The organism is Bacillus sp. FSL H8-0545 (assembly GCF_038006105.1).
Classification (GTDB): Bacteria; Bacillota; Bacilli; order Bacillales; family Bacillaceae_G; genus Bacillus_A; species Bacillus_A cereus_U.
Genome location: NZ_JBBOUO010000001.1, coordinates 4,248,369 through 4,264,732, shown reverse-complemented (window position 1 = coordinate 4,264,732; position 16,364 = coordinate 4,248,369). Strand labels below are relative to the sequence as shown.

The following is a 16,364-nucleotide window of genomic DNA, read 5'->3' as shown; positions in this document are numbered from 1 at the left end:
AAGCGCAAGATAAAAAGAGGTCACACTTCGAAGTGTGATCTCTTTTTATCTTGCAAATTGATGATACATAAGCTGCGTTTAAGCTAGCATTTCCGCTTTTCGACTTTGAATCACATCATCATAATGCATGAGTAAATTATTAGAAATTTCATCCCAACTTTGTGTAGCAGCATAGGATCGAGCATCTAGGCTTATTTGTTTACGCATTTCTTCATTATTTAACAATTCATAAATAGATGATAAAAATGAGTCTTCATTTTTGGGTTCGCATAGAACTCCCGTTTTTCCATCTGTAATAATATTTTTAACCCCGCCACTATTCGCACCAATGACAGGTGTACCACATGCAAGTGATTCAAGTACAACGTTCCCAAATGTTTCAGTAGTAGATGGAAATACCATTAGATCAGAGGAAGCGTAGGCTTCAGCTAAATCCACGCCTTGTAAATATCCAGTAAAGGTTACATTTGTTTTTTGAACATTTTCATGCAGGCCCTTCGCGAGAGGACCATCTCCAGCGATGAGCCAATGAATATCGTCACGTTTTTTGTTTGTCATTTGAATAAGTGTTTGAAGAGTGTCGATATCTTTTTCCGGAGCAAGACGTCCGACGTAAGAAAGAATATATTCCGCTGTAATATTATATTTTTTTCGGAATAGGTCTTTATTGTAAGTTGGATGAAAGAGAGTACAATCTACACCACGTCCCCAAATATAGAGCTGTTGAAATCCTTTCTTCTTTAATTGATGTAATGTTTCAGGAGAAGGAACAAAGTTTTTTTGCATATGACTATGAAACCACTTTAAATAGTTCCATAGCATATTGGAGAGAAATTCGATTTTGTAATAGCGTAAATAGGCGTCAAAATCAGTATGATAAGAACCGACGACCGGGATATTTAACTTTTTGGCATAATATAATCCACAAAGTCCCATATTGAAAGGCGTAGCAATGTGAATGATATCAGGTTTAAAGGCAAGAAGTTCCCGTTTAATGCGCGGAGTAGGAAAGGCAAAGCGACATTCTGGATATAATATTGTTAACGGGATGCTTCTCATTTTATTCACATTCGTAACGAAATTATCTTCTGCCGTATGCTGAGGGGCGAAAACAGAATAGGCGATATTTTCTTTTTGAAAATATTTAGTTAAACGTTCCAAAGTTTTCGCCACACCGTTGACTTGTGGTGTAAATGTATCGGTAAATATGGCGACTCTCATCATATCGCTCCTTTACATGAGTGGAATGAATTGATAAAAAGAGATGATGCCAGAGCAAGTGCCAAGGCACATGCCTACAAATACATCTGACGGATAATGAAGCCCTAAATAAATACGGGAAATACCGACGCATAGCGCTAACGGTAATAGAAAAGCAAGCAAGTTTGGATTATAGCAAATAAATGGAATGAGGACAGAGAAAACAGCCGTTGTATGTCCGGATGGAAAAGAATGATCTTTTAAAGGCTGTACTGGATATTTCGCATCTTGAATTGTTAAATAAGGGCGTTTTCGTGGATACCATCTTTTTAATATTTGCACAGGAATATGGCTAATTGTTAAAGAAATAGCAGTTGCAATTGCAGCTTGATGCAAATTCCCTGTTGCGAAAATTAAAAAGAATAGGGTAAGTGCAATGGAAAAACTTGCACCACCAATATGGGTAATATTGCTGAAAAAGATGTTTAATGTTTTTTGATCAAAGTAGCGATTAATTCCTTTGAAAATGTAACATTCTATTTTATATAGTCCACTGACCTTCATGAGATTTTTCCTCCCTCATTTACATATATATGGAGTTATTAACTTCTATTTTAATAAGATTTTATTGAGGGAATAATAATGTTTTGTAAAGAAAAAGTTAGATTTTTTCATAAAAAAAGCTGCCAGTCTTATGGCAGCGATAAAATCATTTTTGTAACGATTTATAATATTGTCCTTTTTCAACGTATTGTGTGCGGATACGTTCCATATCTTTACGGTCTTCTTCTGTTAATTCGCGAATGACCTTCGCAGGACGACCGAAAGCTAACGTATTAGGAGGGATTTTCTTTCCTTGTGAAACGAGACTACCAGCACCGATGAAAGCTCCTTCACCAATTTCAGCGCCATCTAATATGATAGATCCCATTCCAATTAAAGCATCTTTTTCAATTTTGCAGCTATGTAAAATAACTTGATGCCCAACGGTAACGTCATCTTCTAAAATAAGAGGATACTGGGGGCTTTGGTGAAGTGTACATTGATCTTGTACATTTACTCTATTTCCAATTATCGTTGGTGATACATCACCGCGGATGACTGTATTAAACCAAATGCTAGATTCTTCGCCAATTGTCACATCGCCTGTAATGGTAACATAGTCAGCGATAAAAGCACTACTCGCAATTTTCGGATTTTTTTCTTTGTAAGGATATATCATGTAAAGCCTTCCTTTCCTAGAGACTAGTTTTAGTGTATCAAATTATGAAAAAGAGTGAAATGGAGGAGTTTCGTATGTGGAACTATGAAGCGGAAGAAGCGAAAGCCGTCATTATTATCGTGCATGGTGCTATGGAATATCATGGGCGTTATGAAGCAGTTGCAGAAATGTGGAATCATAGCGGTTATCACGTCGTTATGGGGGATCTTCCAGCACACGGAACAACTTCAAGAAATAGAGGACATATCGATTCATTTGATGAATACATAGAGGAAATAAAGTTATGGGTGAAAGAAGCAAGAAAATATAGATTGCCTATTTTTTTATTTGGTCATAGTATGGGAGGACTTGTCGTTATTCGTATGATGCAAGAAACGAAAAGAGAGGACATAGATGGGATTGTATTAAGCTCGCCTTGTTTAGGAGTATTGGCTGCACCTTCTGCTCCGCTTCGTGCTGCTTCAAAAATATTAAATGTCGTTGCTCCAAAATTGCAATTTACAACAAATCTCACTGTAGAAATGTCAACTCGTAACCATGAAGTGAGGGATGCGATGGAGAATGATTCATTGTTCTTGCGCAAAGTATCAGTACGTTGGTATAGTGAATTGATTAAGTCTATCGAGATTGCTCATGAGAAAATAGATGATTTTCCAGATGTTCCACTCTTGCTAATGCAGGCGTGTGAGGATAAACTTGTAGATAAAACACGTGTCCGCATGTGGTTTGATAATGTTAAAATTAGTGATAAGGCATATAAAGAATGGCCTAATTGTTATCATGAGTTATTAAATGAGTATGAGCGTGATGAAATTTTGAATTATATTCAGTCATTTACTGAAATTCATATCAATAATATAGTAAAAACAAACAAATAAATCATTATTTGTACATTTAACAGAGGAGATGAAGGAAGAAGTGAACGTACCGAGTAATCCCATAACGCTCATGGCGAAAGTATACCGTGATGTGTTTCCGGTTGTACACCATGAGCTAGCGATGTGGAAAGAGCGTGCCTACCATATTCCGAATGACGAGCTTCATAGTCAGGCAATCGCAAGTATTGAGAATAAAACGTTTCATTGCGAGGGCGGTGGCATTTTAGCGCTGCTAGCAAATGAACATCGAGAGGAATGTATTCGTTTTATCGTAGCATATCAAACGATTAGCGACTATTTGGATAATTTATGTGACCGTAGTACATCACTTGATCCGAAAGACTTTGCGGCTCTTCATGAGTCGATGGTAATGGCATTAAGTCCTGAAGTTGAAGGAGGCGGTAATTATTATCGTTATCGTGATGATCAAGATGATGGTGGTTATTTAGATGAGCTCGTTGAAACGTGTCAGGATGTTTTAAAGAAAACGAAGCATTATGATAAAATTGCTCCAATTCTTCATGAGCTTGCTTGTTATTATTGTGATTTGCAAATTCATAAACATGTGAAGTTAGAAGAAAGAGAACCACGCTTAAAAACATGGTTTGAAGCACATAAAGAAAATTTACCGCAGATGAGTTGGTTTGAGTTTTCAGCGTGTGCAGGTTCTACGCTTGGGATTTTCTGTCTTGTAGCATATGCGTTTCATGATGAATTACATGATGAAGATATTGCGAAAATTAGACAAGGATATTTTCCTTACGTACAAGGACTTCACATTTTACTTGATTATTTCATCGATCAAGAAGAAGACCGTATGGGCGGGGATTTGAATTTCTGTAGTTATTATGAAAACGAGCAAGCTATATTAGATCGTATGAAACATTTTGTAGAAGAAGCAGAGAAGAGTATTGGTGATCTGCCTCATGCGAAGTTTCACCGTCTCATAAGCCGAGGGTTACTTGGTATTTATTTATCAGACCAAAAAGTATCAGCACAAAAGAATATGCACAAAATGGCACGGCGCATTGTAAAATACGGAGGGCTCACTTCACGATTCTTCTACTGGAACGGGAAGATGTACCGAAAGAAAATGGCGCAGTGACGAAGAAAACCACTCATGTTGAGTGGTTTTCTTTTTATCCCGCATTAACGGGCAGTAAGACTCCCACCTCAAAATTCGGCGAATGCGAAGGAGTTAGGTGGGAGATCAACTGCCCGTAAAAGCCCGATTGGTTCAACTAATAATCAGTGGGGGGTGGACAAAACCCCCACTGATTAAAGTTTCACTTTATTATGATCGTATTTTTGAAATTACGTATATGAGAAGTTCGATTGTGAAGATAGCTAAAACAGATAGTCCGAATAAAGGCATTACAGTGCCTAGTATAACCATCATGATAAAGAAAACGAATATGCTTTTCTTATCTTTTTGTTTTGGTGGTGCTGCTAATTTGCCTTTCGGTTTTCTTGCTAACCACATTTTTATTCCGTAATAAATGAGAAGTAATAAAGATAATGTCGTTAGTAAGCATAATATTTTATTTGGCCATCCGAATAAATGTCCTTCGTGAAGCGGGATACCGTAAGTGAACCATCGTGCAAATAATCCATAATCACGATAGTCCGTTTTTGAAATAAGTTTTCCGCTATATTGATCAAAGTAAGCTGTTATCTCTTCATTTGGTGCCACGTGCATGCCCGTAATACCAGAACCACTTGATTTCGAAACAGTGAATACACCTTTCGGATCAGTCGGTAGTGAGATAACATATGGCTTCTTTATTTCAATCCCTTGTTGTAACTCATCAATTGAAATTATTTTTGGCTCACTTGAGTTAGATTCCGGAGGAGCTTCTTTTCTTGTTGCCCATGGCAACTCTTTTACCTTTGATTCAGGAGGTGCCATATACAATTTTGGATATCCGAGCGCTTCATTCGACGATGCAATTTTATAAATTTGGTTACCCATAAATCCAGACCACGGCAATCCAGTTGCGATTAACAGAACGAGAGGAATTGTAAATATAATACCGATAATAGAATGACATCGTTTTGCTTTTTCTCGCTTATTGGATGATGGTGTGTTTTTGAATTGGCGTATACTCATATACAACCCAGTTATAATCAAAAAGATTGTCCAGCACGCCGCAAGTTCTACAATATAATTGACGACAGTGCCACCAACTAAAAGAGAACTATGTAGTTCCCGCATTATATTGGCAAACGTTTCACTTGCGTTTTGATCTCCGACAATTTGATTATTGCTATCTAAATAAACGTATTTTTGCGTTCCTGTATATTCATTTGCGATTGTAAGTCTCGTATTATAATCCCCATTAAACTCACTAATTTTCGCCACACTATAATGTGGATATTTTTTCTCTGTTAATGAAATAGAATCAGACATCGAAATAGATTCTGTTTGGGCGCTCTTCCCAAAATATAAATCTTTATAGATGAAATCTTCAACTTCTTCCCGAAATAAATACCCAATTCCGCTCAGTGACAAAGTAATAAGAAGCGGCGTAATAAAAAGTCCAGCATAAAAATGCCAACGCCAAAAAATGTAATGAAGTGAACGATTTTGTTTCATACTGCAGTTCCCCTAACCTTCCCTATATGAATAAACTACTTATTTAATATAGCGAGATTAAGTGTGGATATTTTGAAAGAATTGTGAAAAATGTTAAAAGTTTTGGGGATTTTTATCAAACACAAAACACATTTCAAAAGGGATGTGTTCTATGTTTATGAAGACCTTTTTATATTTGATGCATACATCCTAACAACTGCTTTCGCAAGACATTGAGCGGAATCAACAAAGTCCTCACTCACCACCACATTCAAATCGGTACATGCGATAATAGCGGTATCTACTTCGTCTTTTAACTGTAAAACGAGCACACTCCATAATTTGCGAGCTTCCTCAATTTCTCCGCCTTTAATACAAGTAATAATTTGATTAATCATTTCTTGCCATTGTTCATTATGAATGTACTCTATATTACGTTTTATAATCCCGTCTTGGTAAATACCTGCTTGAACAGTCGCTTCTGTTGCGAGAAGAGCGACTCTTTTTGTATTTTCAGGAATTGCTTTTAACGTCTCATCGACTATATTCAAAATAGGAATGGTAATAGAACGCTTTAATTCCTCGAAATAAAGATGCGCCGTATTACATGGCATTGCGATGAAATCTACACCAGTACTTTCAAGTTTTTGTGCACCTTCAATAATCGCCTTTTTCATCGCTATATGATCAATAGGCCGATCTATGTAAAATGGTGTTGGACAAGAATAAATCATCATATGAGGAAAGTCCATATCATGCTTTGCTCCGTATATTGTTTGGCATTGTGCTACAACGGTATCGACGAATGGCCCAGTTGATTTTGGTCCCATTCCTGCTAGTATTCCAATCATTATTTTGTCCCCCTTAATATGTAATCAAAAACGTTTTCTGCGAACGAGGAAAAGAAATAAAGTAAGTAATAAAAATGAATATACGATAGCCCAAGCTGTGAGCCATAGAGTGTGAGTAAGTATATTATATTTGTATTGCCCAAGCATTAAAAAGCTTTCGACAGGTGGTAAAAACCATAGTAGCTCTGTTTTAAAACGGATTGAAGCAATCGTCATAAGTAATATAAATGTAAGACTAAGCCAAGCGGTGCTTGCTTTTTGAATAATATTTCTTGTAAATAATGTTGCGATTGAAATCCCTAGTATAGATAAAGACATATGAGCGAAAAATCCGACTAGAAATAAAGAGGCTGTCATTTTTTCATTGAACATTTGCAAAATAATTGGATAGATTACGGATATAAAAGATAAAACAGTACAAATAAGAAGAGCCGTAATATATTTACCAACGTATAATGCGGAAATATTATTTGTATGTGAAATAGTGATTTGCTCTTGCACAGGGTCTTCTGTATGAAAAATCGTGACCGTAATCCAGGCAGATAATAAATAAAGTGCGAGTGCTGTTTCTAAATATGTTGGTACAATAGGAGTCGGTTTATATGTATATACAAAAAGTAAGCTCACAAAGTACATTGCAATAGGAGGGACGTACTTATATGATTTCGTGTAGTCGAGAAAATGGTAACGAATAAGTGCAAACATAATAAACCTTCTTTCGATTTAAAAATTAGGTTGTAGCAGTGTGATGGATGCTTTTTTATGTAATAAAAACTGGAGTATTTCGTTTGTGTACTCTTTTTCGATTTGTAATTGAATGAGATTTTGATTTGAATTGTGTGTAACGTGTATAAATCCTGATTGTTTTCGTAGTTCTATCGCTGAAAATGTTTCGTGAACAATCGCCTCAATATAGACTTGCTCTATTGATTTTTGCAAAGAGGTATCTTCCGCGATTGTATGATTAGCTAATGTCACAATTCTATCGGCGAAGTTTTCTAGTAGTTGTTTTTCGTGACATGTGAAGAGTACAGATATACCTTGTTGTTTTAATGAAAGTAAAATATGCTCTAGTTCTTGCTGAGAGTTAGGATCGAGACCAGAAAGAGGTTCGTCTAAAATTAATAAATGGACGTCTGTAAGTAACGCTTGCATAATGCCTGTTTTTTGTTTCATACCTTTTGAAAAGTTACGTACAACGGAATGCTTTGCATGATGTAAATGAAAAGATTCAAGGAGGATCGGAATTTTATTTCTTAAATATTTTGTTGATAAACCGTGAATGTGGCCGAGATGATATAAATAATCCTCTAATGTAAAACGAATTTCTTCTGGAAAATGTTCAGGTACATATCCGATTTGTATATGTTCTTTTCTTTGAAGTGTCCCTGCCGTAGGTGAAATAAATCCTGCAATTATTTTGAGTAGAGTACTTTTTCCAGTCCCGTTCCCGCCAATAATAGCGAGTGCTTCTCCTTCTGGAATGGATAAATCGATGTTGTCTAGTATGAGTGATTTGCTGTACTTCTTTTGTATTCCACTTAGTTCTACTAGCAAAGTTCTATCCTTCTTTCTCCTATGTATTGTATATATCCATTATATAGGAGAATAAGAAAAAGACGTGCAATGAGTGCACGTCTTTTTTTGTTATGTTTTGTCGAAGAATCGATATATCGATAAAATCGTTGATATATTTGAAGTTACGATAGATATATTGAAAAAACCGTTGATATATCCGGAGTTATGATAGATATAATTGAAAAATCGTTGATATAATTATCGCTTCTCAATCGCCACAATAAATGGCGGGTTATTTTGCTGGTTAATGAAGCCGTATCGCAAAACGTGAGCTTGTTTTTGATCTAGTTCTTCTGCGAATTTAAGTACAGCGTCACGTTCTACTTGTCCTTCTGGATGTCCGTGATAAATAACAAGGACGATGATACCTTCAGGTGCCATTACTTCTAGTAACTGTTCAATCGCCGAGAGTGTTGAGTTCGGTTTTGTGATGATATGTTTGTCTCCACCAGGAAGGTAACCTAAGTTGAATATTGCCCCTGTTACTTTTTCCTTTGCGTCGTCCGGTAATATGGATAGAAGTGTATCGTGACTATCATGAACCAAAACAGTACGTTCGAAAAGTTCTTTTTCTTTCAGGCGGATAGTCGAACTTTCGATTGCTTCTTTTTGAATATCAAATCCAAATACTTTTCCGTTATCTCCAACGATTTCAGCTAGGAAGCAAGTGTCATGTCCATTGCCAAGTGTTGCATCTACAGCGTAATCACCTTCTTTTACTGCTGTTTGCAGTAGCATGCGAGCAAACGGTAATACACGTTCTAATTTCATTTTTGTTTCTCCTCATTTGCATATTTTCCTTGCCAGCTTCCGCGGCGTACAAATTCTGCATCGATGGAATTTAATACTTCCCATTTATTTAAGCTCCACATTGGGCCAATCATTAAATCAGGCGGACCGTCGCCTGTGATGCGGTGCACAATTACGTCTTCTGGAATAATTTCAAGTTGGTCGACAACGAGACTTACGTAATCTTCAAGAGATAAGAATTCTAGTTGTCCTTTTTCATATTGCTTCACCATTGGCGTTCCTTTTAACAAATGAAGTAAATGAATTTTAATTCCTTGTATGTCAAGCTTTGCAACTTCACGAGTTGTTTCCATCATCATGTCGTAATCTTCAAGGGGAAGACCGTTAATAATATGCGAGCAAACTCTAATGCCGTGCTTGCGTAATTTATTTACGCCTTCCACATAAGATGGATAATCGTGAGCGCGATTAATAAGGTTTGCGGTGCGCTCATGAACAGTTTGCAATCCGAGTTCAACCCAAAGGTAAGTGCGTTTATTTAAATCCGCTAAATATTCAACAACATCGTCAGGTAAGCAATCTGGACGAGTCGCAATAGAAAGACCGACAACGTCTTTTTCTGCTAGAAGCGGTTCGAATTTTTCTTTTAACACTTCAAGTGGAGCATGTGTATTTGTATAGGCCTGGAAATAAGCGATACATTTTCCGTCTTTCCACTTTGCGTGCATTTTTTCTTTCATTTCATGATATTGCGTTATTACATCATCGCGGCGATCACCTGCAAAGTCACCAGATCCAGCGGCACTACAAAATGTGCAGCCTCCGTAAGCGACTGTGCCGTCACGGTTTGGGCAATCAAAGCCGGCGTCTAATGAAACTTTAAAGATTTTTTCACCAAATTCATTTCGTAAGTGGTAATTCCATGTATGATAACGTTTATTGTCATTTGTATATGGAAAAGGGTTTTGAACCTTCATTATTTTCCCTCCTAAGACGAGTCAAAATGAAACAAAATCCATTATAACATACTCATAAGGTTCATATGGAAGGGACACACTAAAGGAGAATTGAAGCAAGGAGGGACAAGTATGGCAGAGCGTCAATCACTTGAATCGTATATTACACAAGCGGAAGAAGCGGTGGAATATGCGAAAGAACAATTAGACCAAGGCATGAGACAAGAGCATTACAATACGATGGAGTATTCAGATGCGCAGTTGCAATTAGAACAAGCATATAATGACTTACAAACGATGCAGCAACATGCGAATGATGAGCAGCGTGAGCAGTTAAATAGAGCACGTATGGCAATTCGCCAATTGCAACATCAAATGATTATTACACCGCACTAATAAGGAGTGAATGTAATGGCGAAACGTTCAGATCAAAATAATCCAGAGCAAAAAACACAAAATGGACATAACGCTGAATTTTCAAATGAACTTGATCCAGTGGTTCAAGTGAAACAGCGTAACAGTAAAAAAGGACAACCTCAAAAATCGAAGCAATCAGAGTAAACCAGGTCGTATTATGACCTGGTTTTTTTTCATTACAAAAGTGTAAGGTAAATGTAATGTTAATAAATAGCAGTTAATCCCAGAAAGGAGCAAAATAGGTAATGGAAAAACAAACGTAGGAGGATATATATGACGAAACCAGTTGTAGACGTGAAAAACGTTCAAAAAGTGTACGGTAAAAAAGGTGAGAACCAATCACACGCGTTAAAAGGTGTATCATTCTCAATTCAAGAGGGTGAGTTTGTCGGGATTATGGGACCATCTGGTTCTGGTAAAACGACATTATTAAATGTAATTTCAACGTTAGATAAAGCAACAGGCGGCGTTGTTGAAATTGCGGGTACGGACATTACGAAAATGAAGCAAGGTGAGCTTTCTGATTTCCGTTCACAAAAATTAGGGTTCATCTTCCAAGATTTTAACTTATTAGAGAACTTATCTATTTATGAAAACATTGCACTTCCACTTTCACTTCAAGGTGTTTCATCACGTAATATTGGGCCGAAAGTAGAAAAAGTAGCAGATATGTTAGGGATTTCAGCAATCCTTCAAAAGTATCCAACTGAAGTATCTGGTGGACAAAAACAGCGTTCAGCAGCAGCACGTGCGTTAGTACATGAGCCAGCAATTATTTTAGGGGACGAGCCAACAGGAGCTCTTGATTCTAAAAATGCAGCAAGTTTACTTGATGCGATGACAAACTTAAATGAAGAACAAGGTGTATCGATTATGATGGTTACGCATGATCCGTACAGTGCAAGTTACTGTCAGCGTATTTTATTCATTCAAGATGGTGAGCTATATAAAGAAATTCACCGCGGTGGTACGCGTGAAGAGTTTTATAAAGAAATTTTAGATGTGCTTGCAGATTTAGGTACGCAAAAAGCGTAAGAAAGGAGGTTCTCAGGCATGTTATTTAAACTTTCCATGTCAGGGCTGAAAAGTAAGCTAAAGGATTATATCGTCTTACTTGTCGGTCTTGTTATGTCTATTTCAATTTTTTATATGTTTCAAACGTTAGCGCTGAATAAAGCGTTTATTGAATCCAATTCTGTCATTAAGTCTATTGGCTTCGTATTCCAAGCAGGTTCATTTCTATTAGCAATTATAACGTTCTTCTACATTTTATATGCAAACTCTTTCTTACTATCTCTTCGCCAAAAAGAGTTTGGCATGTACATGATGTTAGGTGCGAAAAAGCATAAAGTTACATTACTTATGTTCATTGAAACAATCGTATTAGGTGCTGCGTCTCTTGTGATTGGAATTGCAGTTGGTGTAGGACTTGCCGGGGGTATTGGGCAATTATTAATGAAGCAGCTTGAATTTGCTGGTGATGGCTATAAAGCATTTTATATCCCCTCAATGACTATTACATGTATTTTCTTCTTCGCACTATTTGTATTATCGGCAATTATGAACAGTATTAAGTTATCACGTATTTCTGTACTGCAGCTTGTACATGCAGATGCACAAACAGAGCGTGTGGCAGTAAAAGGAAAAATGACAGGTGTAGTTGCATTCTTTGCCGTTATTTTATTAGGAATTGGCTATGCATCTATGATTTATATGGATAAACTGAAAGAAATGGGAATTATAATTGCATTAATTACAACAACAGCCGGTACTTACATGCTATTTGGATCACTTCTCCCGGTCATTATTAAAAAGTTAAAGAGTAATAAAAAACGTAGTGAAAAAGGGCTTAACGCTTTTACTTTTGCACAATTAAATTTCCGTATTAATAGTTTAACAAAGGTGCTTGCTACGGTAGCGATGTTAGTTGCTCTTGGAGCTGGTGCAATTTCAGGTGGTATGGCGTTTAAAAATAACGTTATAAAAATGGTAGATGGTTTAGTAATATATGATTCAGTAGTTCATAACCCAACAGCTGAAGAAAAGAAAATTTTGGACGGTATTACATTTAAAGAGAAAAGTGAATATCGTTACAAATTGGATGATAAATACGTTTATTATGTAAAAGAAGATTTAGAGAAAAATCGTCCTTTAGTAAGAGATATGGCAAATATGGAGTCGATGAAGGATTTAGTAAATACGAAAAAAGTTTCAGAGGAACTACCAGTAGGTGCAGTTTCTAGAGAAATGAATGAAAAAGATGCGAACGCTAAAGAACTTTCAGAAGAATGGGTAGATGCTTTTAGTACAATCCATCCATATTATATATACGAAGATCATGCAATTAAGATTGTAGATCAAAAAACGTACGATGGGATAAATGGTAAAGAAGGTATAGCATTTATCGGAAAAACAGATGACTTTTTAACATATACAAAAGAATGGAAAAAACTTGACGAGTTGCAGCTAGATAAATATAAAAATGTAACAGCTGAAAGAATGAACAGCAAATATCAATCTTACGATATGTTCTATGGTGTTGCGAGTGGAACAGTATTTATGGGCTTCTTCCTTGGAATTGCTTTCTTGGCGATGATGGCAAGTTGCTTAATGTTTAAAATTCTTTCTGGTGCATCAAAAGATATTACACGCTATCAAATGCTTCGTAAAATCGGTGTGCGCCGTGAATTATTAACAAAATCAATTTATAAAGAGTTATTCTTAGTATTCTTATTCCCGGCAATTGTGGGTATCGCCCACGTATTAGTTGGTATGAATATTTTCGGATTTATTTTAGTCGATCCGTACTTCCGTATTTGGATACCAATTGTAATTTTCGTAGTCATTTATGCGATTTACTACTTCATTACAGTTCAATTGTATAAAGGAATTGTTCTTCCGAAAGAAGATTAATAAAAAAAAATACCGAGCAGAGGGTGCTCGGTATTTTTTTTTATTTTTTTTTTTTTTTTTTTTTTTTTTTTTTTTTTTTTTTTTTTTTTTTTTTTTTTGTTATTTTCAGAAAAAATAACAAAATCATTGATACGTTACTTAATTGTAGTATACAATATAATTAAGTAACATAAACTAAATGTATAAAGTAGGGGAAAAGAAAGGAGGAATCCAACTTGCAGAAAGAAGATGGGTCTTTATTTGAAGTTATAGGCATAGCGCTAAGGTCAAAAGAAGTTTTACTATTTTCATCTTTATCCCTCGTTATTTTTCTAACCGCAACGTATTTTTACAATAGTAAGTTTCCAAATCATAAATATCCAGAATTTTTAGGTGTATTAAAGTATATCGCTCCAATTGTATAGTGTAAAAAAAATTAAAAGGTAATGGATAATACATGGAAATCTCATAGCATGATAAGGTAAAATGGACAACATAATGAGAAAATTACCGTTCATAAGATGAGGAGAATACATGTATGGAAGTTGTAGAGGCATTAAAGAATATAGAGCACATTCAGGCTATGAAAGAATATTTAAAAGAACACTCGCAGCGAGATTATCTTTTATTTGTTATTGGGATTAACACTGGATTAAAAATTACAGAACTACTGAGTATTAAATTTGAAGATGTATTAAATGAAGATGGAACTGTTAAAGAATTTTATTCTCTTCCTGTGAAAGATGAAAAATTTAAACAAGATATTTATTTAAATACAAAAGTAAAAGATGCGCTTTTAGCGTACGTACAATCTTTTGATATTCAAAGAGAAAACTACGTATTTCAATCTAACAAAACAACAAATTCAATCTCACGCCAACAAGCGTATCGTGTTATCCATAGCGCAGCTGAATCGGTCGGAATACTTGGTAAGATTGGAACGAACTCAATGAGAAAAACATTTGGATTTCATGCATATAAAAGAGGAATAGCAATCGCACTGTTGCAAAAACATTTTCATCACGCGACTCCGTCAGAAACGTTAAAGTATTTAGGGATATCAAAAGATGAAAAGTTTAAAACAGAGATTGATGTAGATTTGTAAAAGGGAAGAGCCGTAACTAAAAAATTTTAGGAGGCGGGAATATGAATATTAGAGAGAGTGAACTACCGGGCATTGGATGTAAATTTGAAGTGATAACAAAGGGTAATGAAAAAATGGTTATTGTTATTCATGATGATGGAAGAAGGGAAATGTATCATTTTGATGCGGATCATGATGAGAGTATTTCAAGCATTTCTCTTCACGATTCTGAAGCAAGACAAATTGCGGCTATATTAGGCGGGATGGTATATAGACCACAAGCTTTAGACACGATTGAGATGGCTTTTGAAGGATTATCAATTGAATGGTTTAAAGTAGAAAATAACGCACCAGTGGTACAAAAAACAATTGGTAGCTTACACGTTAGAAAAACATATAACGTAACAATCATTGCTATTTTGAAAAAGAATATGAAGAAGTTTTTTAATCCAGGCCCAAATTCTATCATTGAAGCTGGCGATATGCTCGTATTATCGGGCGAAAGACATGAAGTGAAAAGAATTATTAATGAGTTGCTTTCAGCAGGAGGTGATTCGTAATCGATGGATACTTTAATTTTTGAAGTTGGAACTGCGTTAGTATTAGTAGCTTTTGCAGCTATCCTCGCTGCAAAGTTAAAGTTCTCGATTATTCCGTTTCTCATTATACTCGGTATGCTAGTGGGGCCTCATGCCCCAGATTTAGGACTTATCGATTTAAGGTTTATTGAAAGCGGAGAAGTTATTTCCTTCCTCGGCCGTGTTGGCGTCATATTCCTCCTATTCTACTTAGGCTTAGAATTCTCAATAAAAAAATTAATTAAATCAGGAAAGTCGATTGCCCTTGGGGGAACTGTTCATATATCACTTAATTTTATATTAGGTTTACTTTATGGATATATAATGGGCTTCCCCTTACTAGAAACATTAATTATTGCTGGAATCATTACAATTTCATCGAGTGCAATTGTAGCGAAAGTAATCGTTGATTTAAGAAGATCTGGTAATAAAGAGACAGAGCTAATTTTAGGAATCATTATGTTTGATGACATCTTTTTAGCTGTATATTTATCAGTCGTTTCAGGTTTAGTACTCGGCGGTGCAACGTCATTTGTAGGTGCCCTTACATCTGTTTTAATAGCAGTAGGATATATGTTACTATTCTTTGTGGTCGCTAGAAAAGCTACGTCGTTCCTAAATAAAGTATTAGATATTTCGTCAAACGAAATTTTTATTATCGTAATATTCGCTATTTTATTCTTTGTAGCAGGATTCTCGGAAACGATTCATGTTGCTGAGGCGATTGGAGCATTATTATTAGGACTCGTCTTTTCAGAAACAGAGCATAGTGATCGAATCGAGCATCTCGTCGTCCCGTTTCGTGATTTCTTTGGAGCTATATTTTTCTTCAGCTTCGGTTTAAGTATAGATCCGTTTTCGCTTGGAGGAGCAGTATGGTTGGCATTAGGAGCAGTTTTCATTACTCTTATCGGTAATTTTACAGCTGGAATGATTGCAGGGCGTAAAGCCGGGTTATCGCATAAGGCTTCTACGAATATCGGTTTAACACTTATATCACGCGGGGAATTCTCCATTATTGTCGCGAATCTCGGGATAGCGGGTGGCTTAATGGCAACGATTAAACCATTCTCAGCCTTATATGTTTTAATATTGGCGTCGTTAGGGCCATTATTAACGAAGGAGTCTGGGAGAATATACTCTCTACTAGACAAAATATTTAAATGGAGTGCTAAAGAAAGTGCAAAACGTAAAAAGGAAGTTGGATAACCTTTCGCGAGGGAACGATTCCATTGTTTATAGATTAATATTTTACAAAGACGATTAGAATACATTCTAATCGTCTTTGTGCTATTATCTGAATTTCATCAACTATTAATCAGTTGCCTTCCTATTTAAAAACGACTACAATTTTACTGTTATATATATGAACGAAAAAAAGAG

Annotated in this window: 19 protein-coding genes; 10 read left to right on the top strand and 9 right to left on the bottom strand. The window is 35.9% G+C overall.

Going from position 1 to position 16,364, the window contains the following annotated elements; translation table 11 throughout:
* Window positions 1-78 precede the first annotated feature (78 nt).
* From MHI07_RS22370 to MHI07_RS22360, 3 genes are all read right to left on the bottom strand, one after another.
* Entirely contained in the window at window positions 79-1,221 is a 1,143-nt protein-coding gene (locus MHI07_RS22370; RefSeq protein ID WP_340826385.1) for a glycosyltransferase family 4 protein, read from the bottom strand.
* 12 nt (window positions 1,222-1,233) lie between these two features.
* On the bottom strand, window positions 1,234-1,764 hold the full coding sequence (locus MHI07_RS22365) for a phosphatase PAP2 family protein (RefSeq protein ID WP_088079527.1): 531 nt from the start codon (window positions 1,762-1,764) through the stop codon (window positions 1,234-1,236).
* 145 nt (window positions 1,765-1,909) lie between these two features.
* On the bottom strand, window positions 1,910-2,422 hold the full coding sequence (locus tag MHI07_RS22360) for a gamma carbonic anhydrase (protein WP_002015678.1): 513 nt from the start codon (window positions 2,420-2,422) through the stop codon (window positions 1,910-1,912).
* Between the two features lie 74 nt (window positions 2,423-2,496).
* Between MHI07_RS22360 and MHI07_RS22355 the strand changes: the two genes are divergently transcribed.
* Both MHI07_RS22355 and MHI07_RS22350 read left to right on the top strand, forming a co-directional pair.
* Window positions 2,497-3,300 carry an alpha/beta hydrolase gene (locus tag MHI07_RS22355; protein ID WP_002112403.1) on the top strand — a complete coding sequence of 268 codons (804 nt, stop codon included), beginning with the start codon at window positions 2,497-2,499 and terminating at the stop codon, window positions 3,298-3,300.
* Window positions 3,301-3,340: 40 nt separating this feature from the next.
* Complete coding sequence (locus tag MHI07_RS22350) at window positions 3,341-4,405, top strand: tetraprenyl-beta-curcumene synthase family protein (protein ID WP_002160150.1); 1,065 nt, start codon at window positions 3,341-3,343, stop codon at window positions 4,403-4,405.
* Between the two features lie 189 nt (window positions 4,406-4,594).
* Here MHI07_RS22350 and MHI07_RS22345 read toward each other — a convergent pair whose 3' ends face one another.
* The 6 genes from MHI07_RS22345 to MHI07_RS22320 form a co-directional block, all read right to left on the bottom strand.
* On the bottom strand, window positions 4,595-5,896 hold the full coding sequence (locus MHI07_RS22345; protein ID WP_340826380.1) for a PepSY-associated TM helix domain-containing protein: 1,302 nt from the start codon (window positions 5,894-5,896) through the stop codon (window positions 4,595-4,597).
* A 155-nt stretch (window positions 5,897-6,051) separates the two neighbouring features.
* Window positions 6,052-6,726 (bottom strand): aspartate/glutamate racemase family protein, encoded by a 675-nt coding sequence (locus tag MHI07_RS22340; RefSeq protein ID WP_016106416.1) that lies wholly within the window; start codon window positions 6,724-6,726, stop codon window positions 6,052-6,054.
* A gap of 24 nt (window positions 6,727-6,750) precedes the next feature.
* Entirely contained in the window at window positions 6,751-7,431 is a 681-nt protein-coding gene (locus MHI07_RS22335) for an ABC transporter permease (RefSeq protein ID WP_340826377.1), read from the bottom strand.
* 18 nt (window positions 7,432-7,449) lie between these two features.
* Window positions 7,450-8,283, bottom strand: coding sequence for an ABC transporter ATP-binding protein (locus tag MHI07_RS22330; protein WP_340826374.1), 834 nt, complete (start codon window positions 8,281-8,283; stop codon window positions 7,450-7,452).
* Window positions 8,284-8,502: 219 nt separating this feature from the next.
* On the bottom strand, window positions 8,503-9,075 hold the full coding sequence (locus tag MHI07_RS22325; RefSeq protein ID WP_340826372.1) for a class I SAM-dependent methyltransferase: 573 nt from the start codon (window positions 9,073-9,075) through the stop codon (window positions 8,503-8,505).
* Window positions 9,072-10,031, bottom strand: coding sequence for a TIGR01212 family radical SAM protein (locus tag MHI07_RS22320; RefSeq protein ID WP_002160156.1), 960 nt, complete (start codon window positions 10,029-10,031; stop codon window positions 9,072-9,074). The genes MHI07_RS22325 and MHI07_RS22320 overlap by 4 nt, the downstream gene beginning before the upstream one ends.
* Window positions 10,032-10,142: 111 nt before the next feature.
* Here MHI07_RS22320 and MHI07_RS22315 point away from each other — a divergent pair, with 111 nt between their 5' ends.
* The 8 genes from MHI07_RS22315 (at window position 10,143) to MHI07_RS22280 (ending at window position 16,190) form a co-directional block, all read left to right on the top strand.
* Window positions 10,143-10,406 (top strand): YtzC family protein, encoded by a 264-nt coding sequence (locus tag MHI07_RS22315; protein ID WP_002112394.1) that lies wholly within the window; start codon window positions 10,143-10,145, stop codon window positions 10,404-10,406.
* Window positions 10,407-10,421: 15 nt separating this feature from the next.
* Window positions 10,422-10,571 (top strand): hypothetical protein, encoded by a 150-nt coding sequence (locus tag MHI07_RS22310; protein ID WP_001129344.1) that lies wholly within the window; start codon window positions 10,422-10,424, stop codon window positions 10,569-10,571.
* Window positions 10,572-10,700: 129 nt separating this feature from the next.
* Window positions 10,701-11,462 carry an ABC transporter ATP-binding protein gene (locus MHI07_RS22305; RefSeq protein ID WP_002112390.1) on the top strand — a complete coding sequence of 254 codons (762 nt, stop codon included), beginning with the start codon at window positions 10,701-10,703 and terminating at the stop codon, window positions 11,460-11,462.
* An 18-nt stretch (window positions 11,463-11,480) separates the two neighbouring features.
* Window positions 11,481-13,340 (top strand): ABC transporter permease, encoded by a 1,860-nt coding sequence (locus MHI07_RS22300; protein WP_340826367.1) that lies wholly within the window; start codon window positions 11,481-11,483, stop codon window positions 13,338-13,340.
* Window positions 13,341-13,555: 215 nt separating this feature from the next.
* Window positions 13,556-13,744, top strand: coding sequence for a hypothetical protein (locus MHI07_RS22295; RefSeq protein ID WP_002123196.1), 189 nt, complete (start codon window positions 13,556-13,558; stop codon window positions 13,742-13,744).
* A 113-nt stretch (window positions 13,745-13,857) separates the two neighbouring features.
* The gene (locus tag MHI07_RS22290) at window positions 13,858-14,424 is read left to right on the top strand and encodes a tyrosine-type recombinase/integrase (protein ID WP_340826364.1); all 567 of its coding nucleotides are present in this window, start codon (window positions 13,858-13,860) and stop codon (window positions 14,422-14,424) included.
* Between the two features lie 41 nt (window positions 14,425-14,465).
* Entirely contained in the window at window positions 14,466-14,963 is a 498-nt protein-coding gene (locus MHI07_RS22285; RefSeq protein ID WP_340826362.1) for a cation:proton antiporter regulatory subunit, read from the top strand.
* Window positions 14,964-14,966: 3 nt separating this feature from the next.
* Complete coding sequence (locus MHI07_RS22280) at window positions 14,967-16,190, top strand: cation:proton antiporter (RefSeq protein ID WP_215554474.1); 1,224 nt, start codon at window positions 14,967-14,969, stop codon at window positions 16,188-16,190.
* Window positions 16,191-16,364: the final 174 nt, after the last annotated feature.

What these genes read in the sequence shown, in the direction of transcription:
- MHI07_RS22365 (WP_088079527.1), bottom strand. Translation starts at nt 1,764, where the DNA reads ATGAAGGTCAGTGGACTATATAAAATAGAATGTTACATTTTCAAAGGA.
- MHI07_RS22360 (WP_002015678.1), bottom strand. Translation starts at nt 2,422, where the DNA reads ATGATATATCCTTACAAAGAAAAAAATCCGAAAATTGCGAGTAGTGCT.
- MHI07_RS22320 (WP_002160156.1), bottom strand. Translation starts at nt 10,031, where the DNA reads ATGAAGGTTCAAAACCCTTTTCCATATACAAATGACAATAAACGTTAT.
- MHI07_RS22310 (WP_001129344.1), top strand. Translation starts at nt 10,422, where the DNA reads ATGGCGAAACGTTCAGATCAAAATAATCCAGAGCAAAAAACACAAAAT.
- MHI07_RS22345 (WP_340826380.1), bottom strand. Translation starts at nt 5,896, where the DNA reads ATGAAACAAAATCGTTCACTTCATTACATTTTTTGGCGTTGGCATTTT.
- MHI07_RS22285 (WP_340826362.1), top strand. Translation starts at nt 14,466, where the DNA reads ATGAATATTAGAGAGAGTGAACTACCGGGCATTGGATGTAAATTTGAA.
- MHI07_RS22315 (WP_002112394.1), top strand. Translation starts at nt 10,143, where the DNA reads ATGGCAGAGCGTCAATCACTTGAATCGTATATTACACAAGCGGAAGAA.
- MHI07_RS22290 (WP_340826364.1), top strand. Translation starts at nt 13,858, where the DNA reads ATGGAAGTTGTAGAGGCATTAAAGAATATAGAGCACATTCAGGCTATG.
- MHI07_RS22335 (WP_340826377.1), bottom strand. Translation starts at nt 7,431, where the DNA reads ATGTTTGCACTTATTCGTTACCATTTTCTCGACTACACGAAATCATAT.
- MHI07_RS22300 (WP_340826367.1), top strand. Translation starts at nt 11,481, where the DNA reads ATGTTATTTAAACTTTCCATGTCAGGGCTGAAAAGTAAGCTAAAGGAT.
- MHI07_RS22340 (WP_016106416.1), bottom strand. Translation starts at nt 6,726, where the DNA reads ATGATTGGAATACTAGCAGGAATGGGACCAAAATCAACTGGGCCATTC.
- MHI07_RS22355 (WP_002112403.1), top strand. Translation starts at nt 2,497, where the DNA reads ATGTGGAACTATGAAGCGGAAGAAGCGAAAGCCGTCATTATTATCGTG.
- MHI07_RS22325 (WP_340826372.1), bottom strand. Translation starts at nt 9,075, where the DNA reads ATGAAATTAGAACGTGTATTACCGTTTGCTCGCATGCTACTGCAAACA.
- MHI07_RS22305 (WP_002112390.1), top strand. Translation starts at nt 10,701, where the DNA reads ATGACGAAACCAGTTGTAGACGTGAAAAACGTTCAAAAAGTGTACGGT.
- MHI07_RS22280 (WP_215554474.1), top strand. Translation starts at nt 14,967, where the DNA reads ATGGATACTTTAATTTTTGAAGTTGGAACTGCGTTAGTATTAGTAGCT.
- MHI07_RS22370 (WP_340826385.1), bottom strand. Translation starts at nt 1,221, where the DNA reads ATGAGAGTCGCCATATTTACCGATACATTTACACCACAAGTCAACGGT.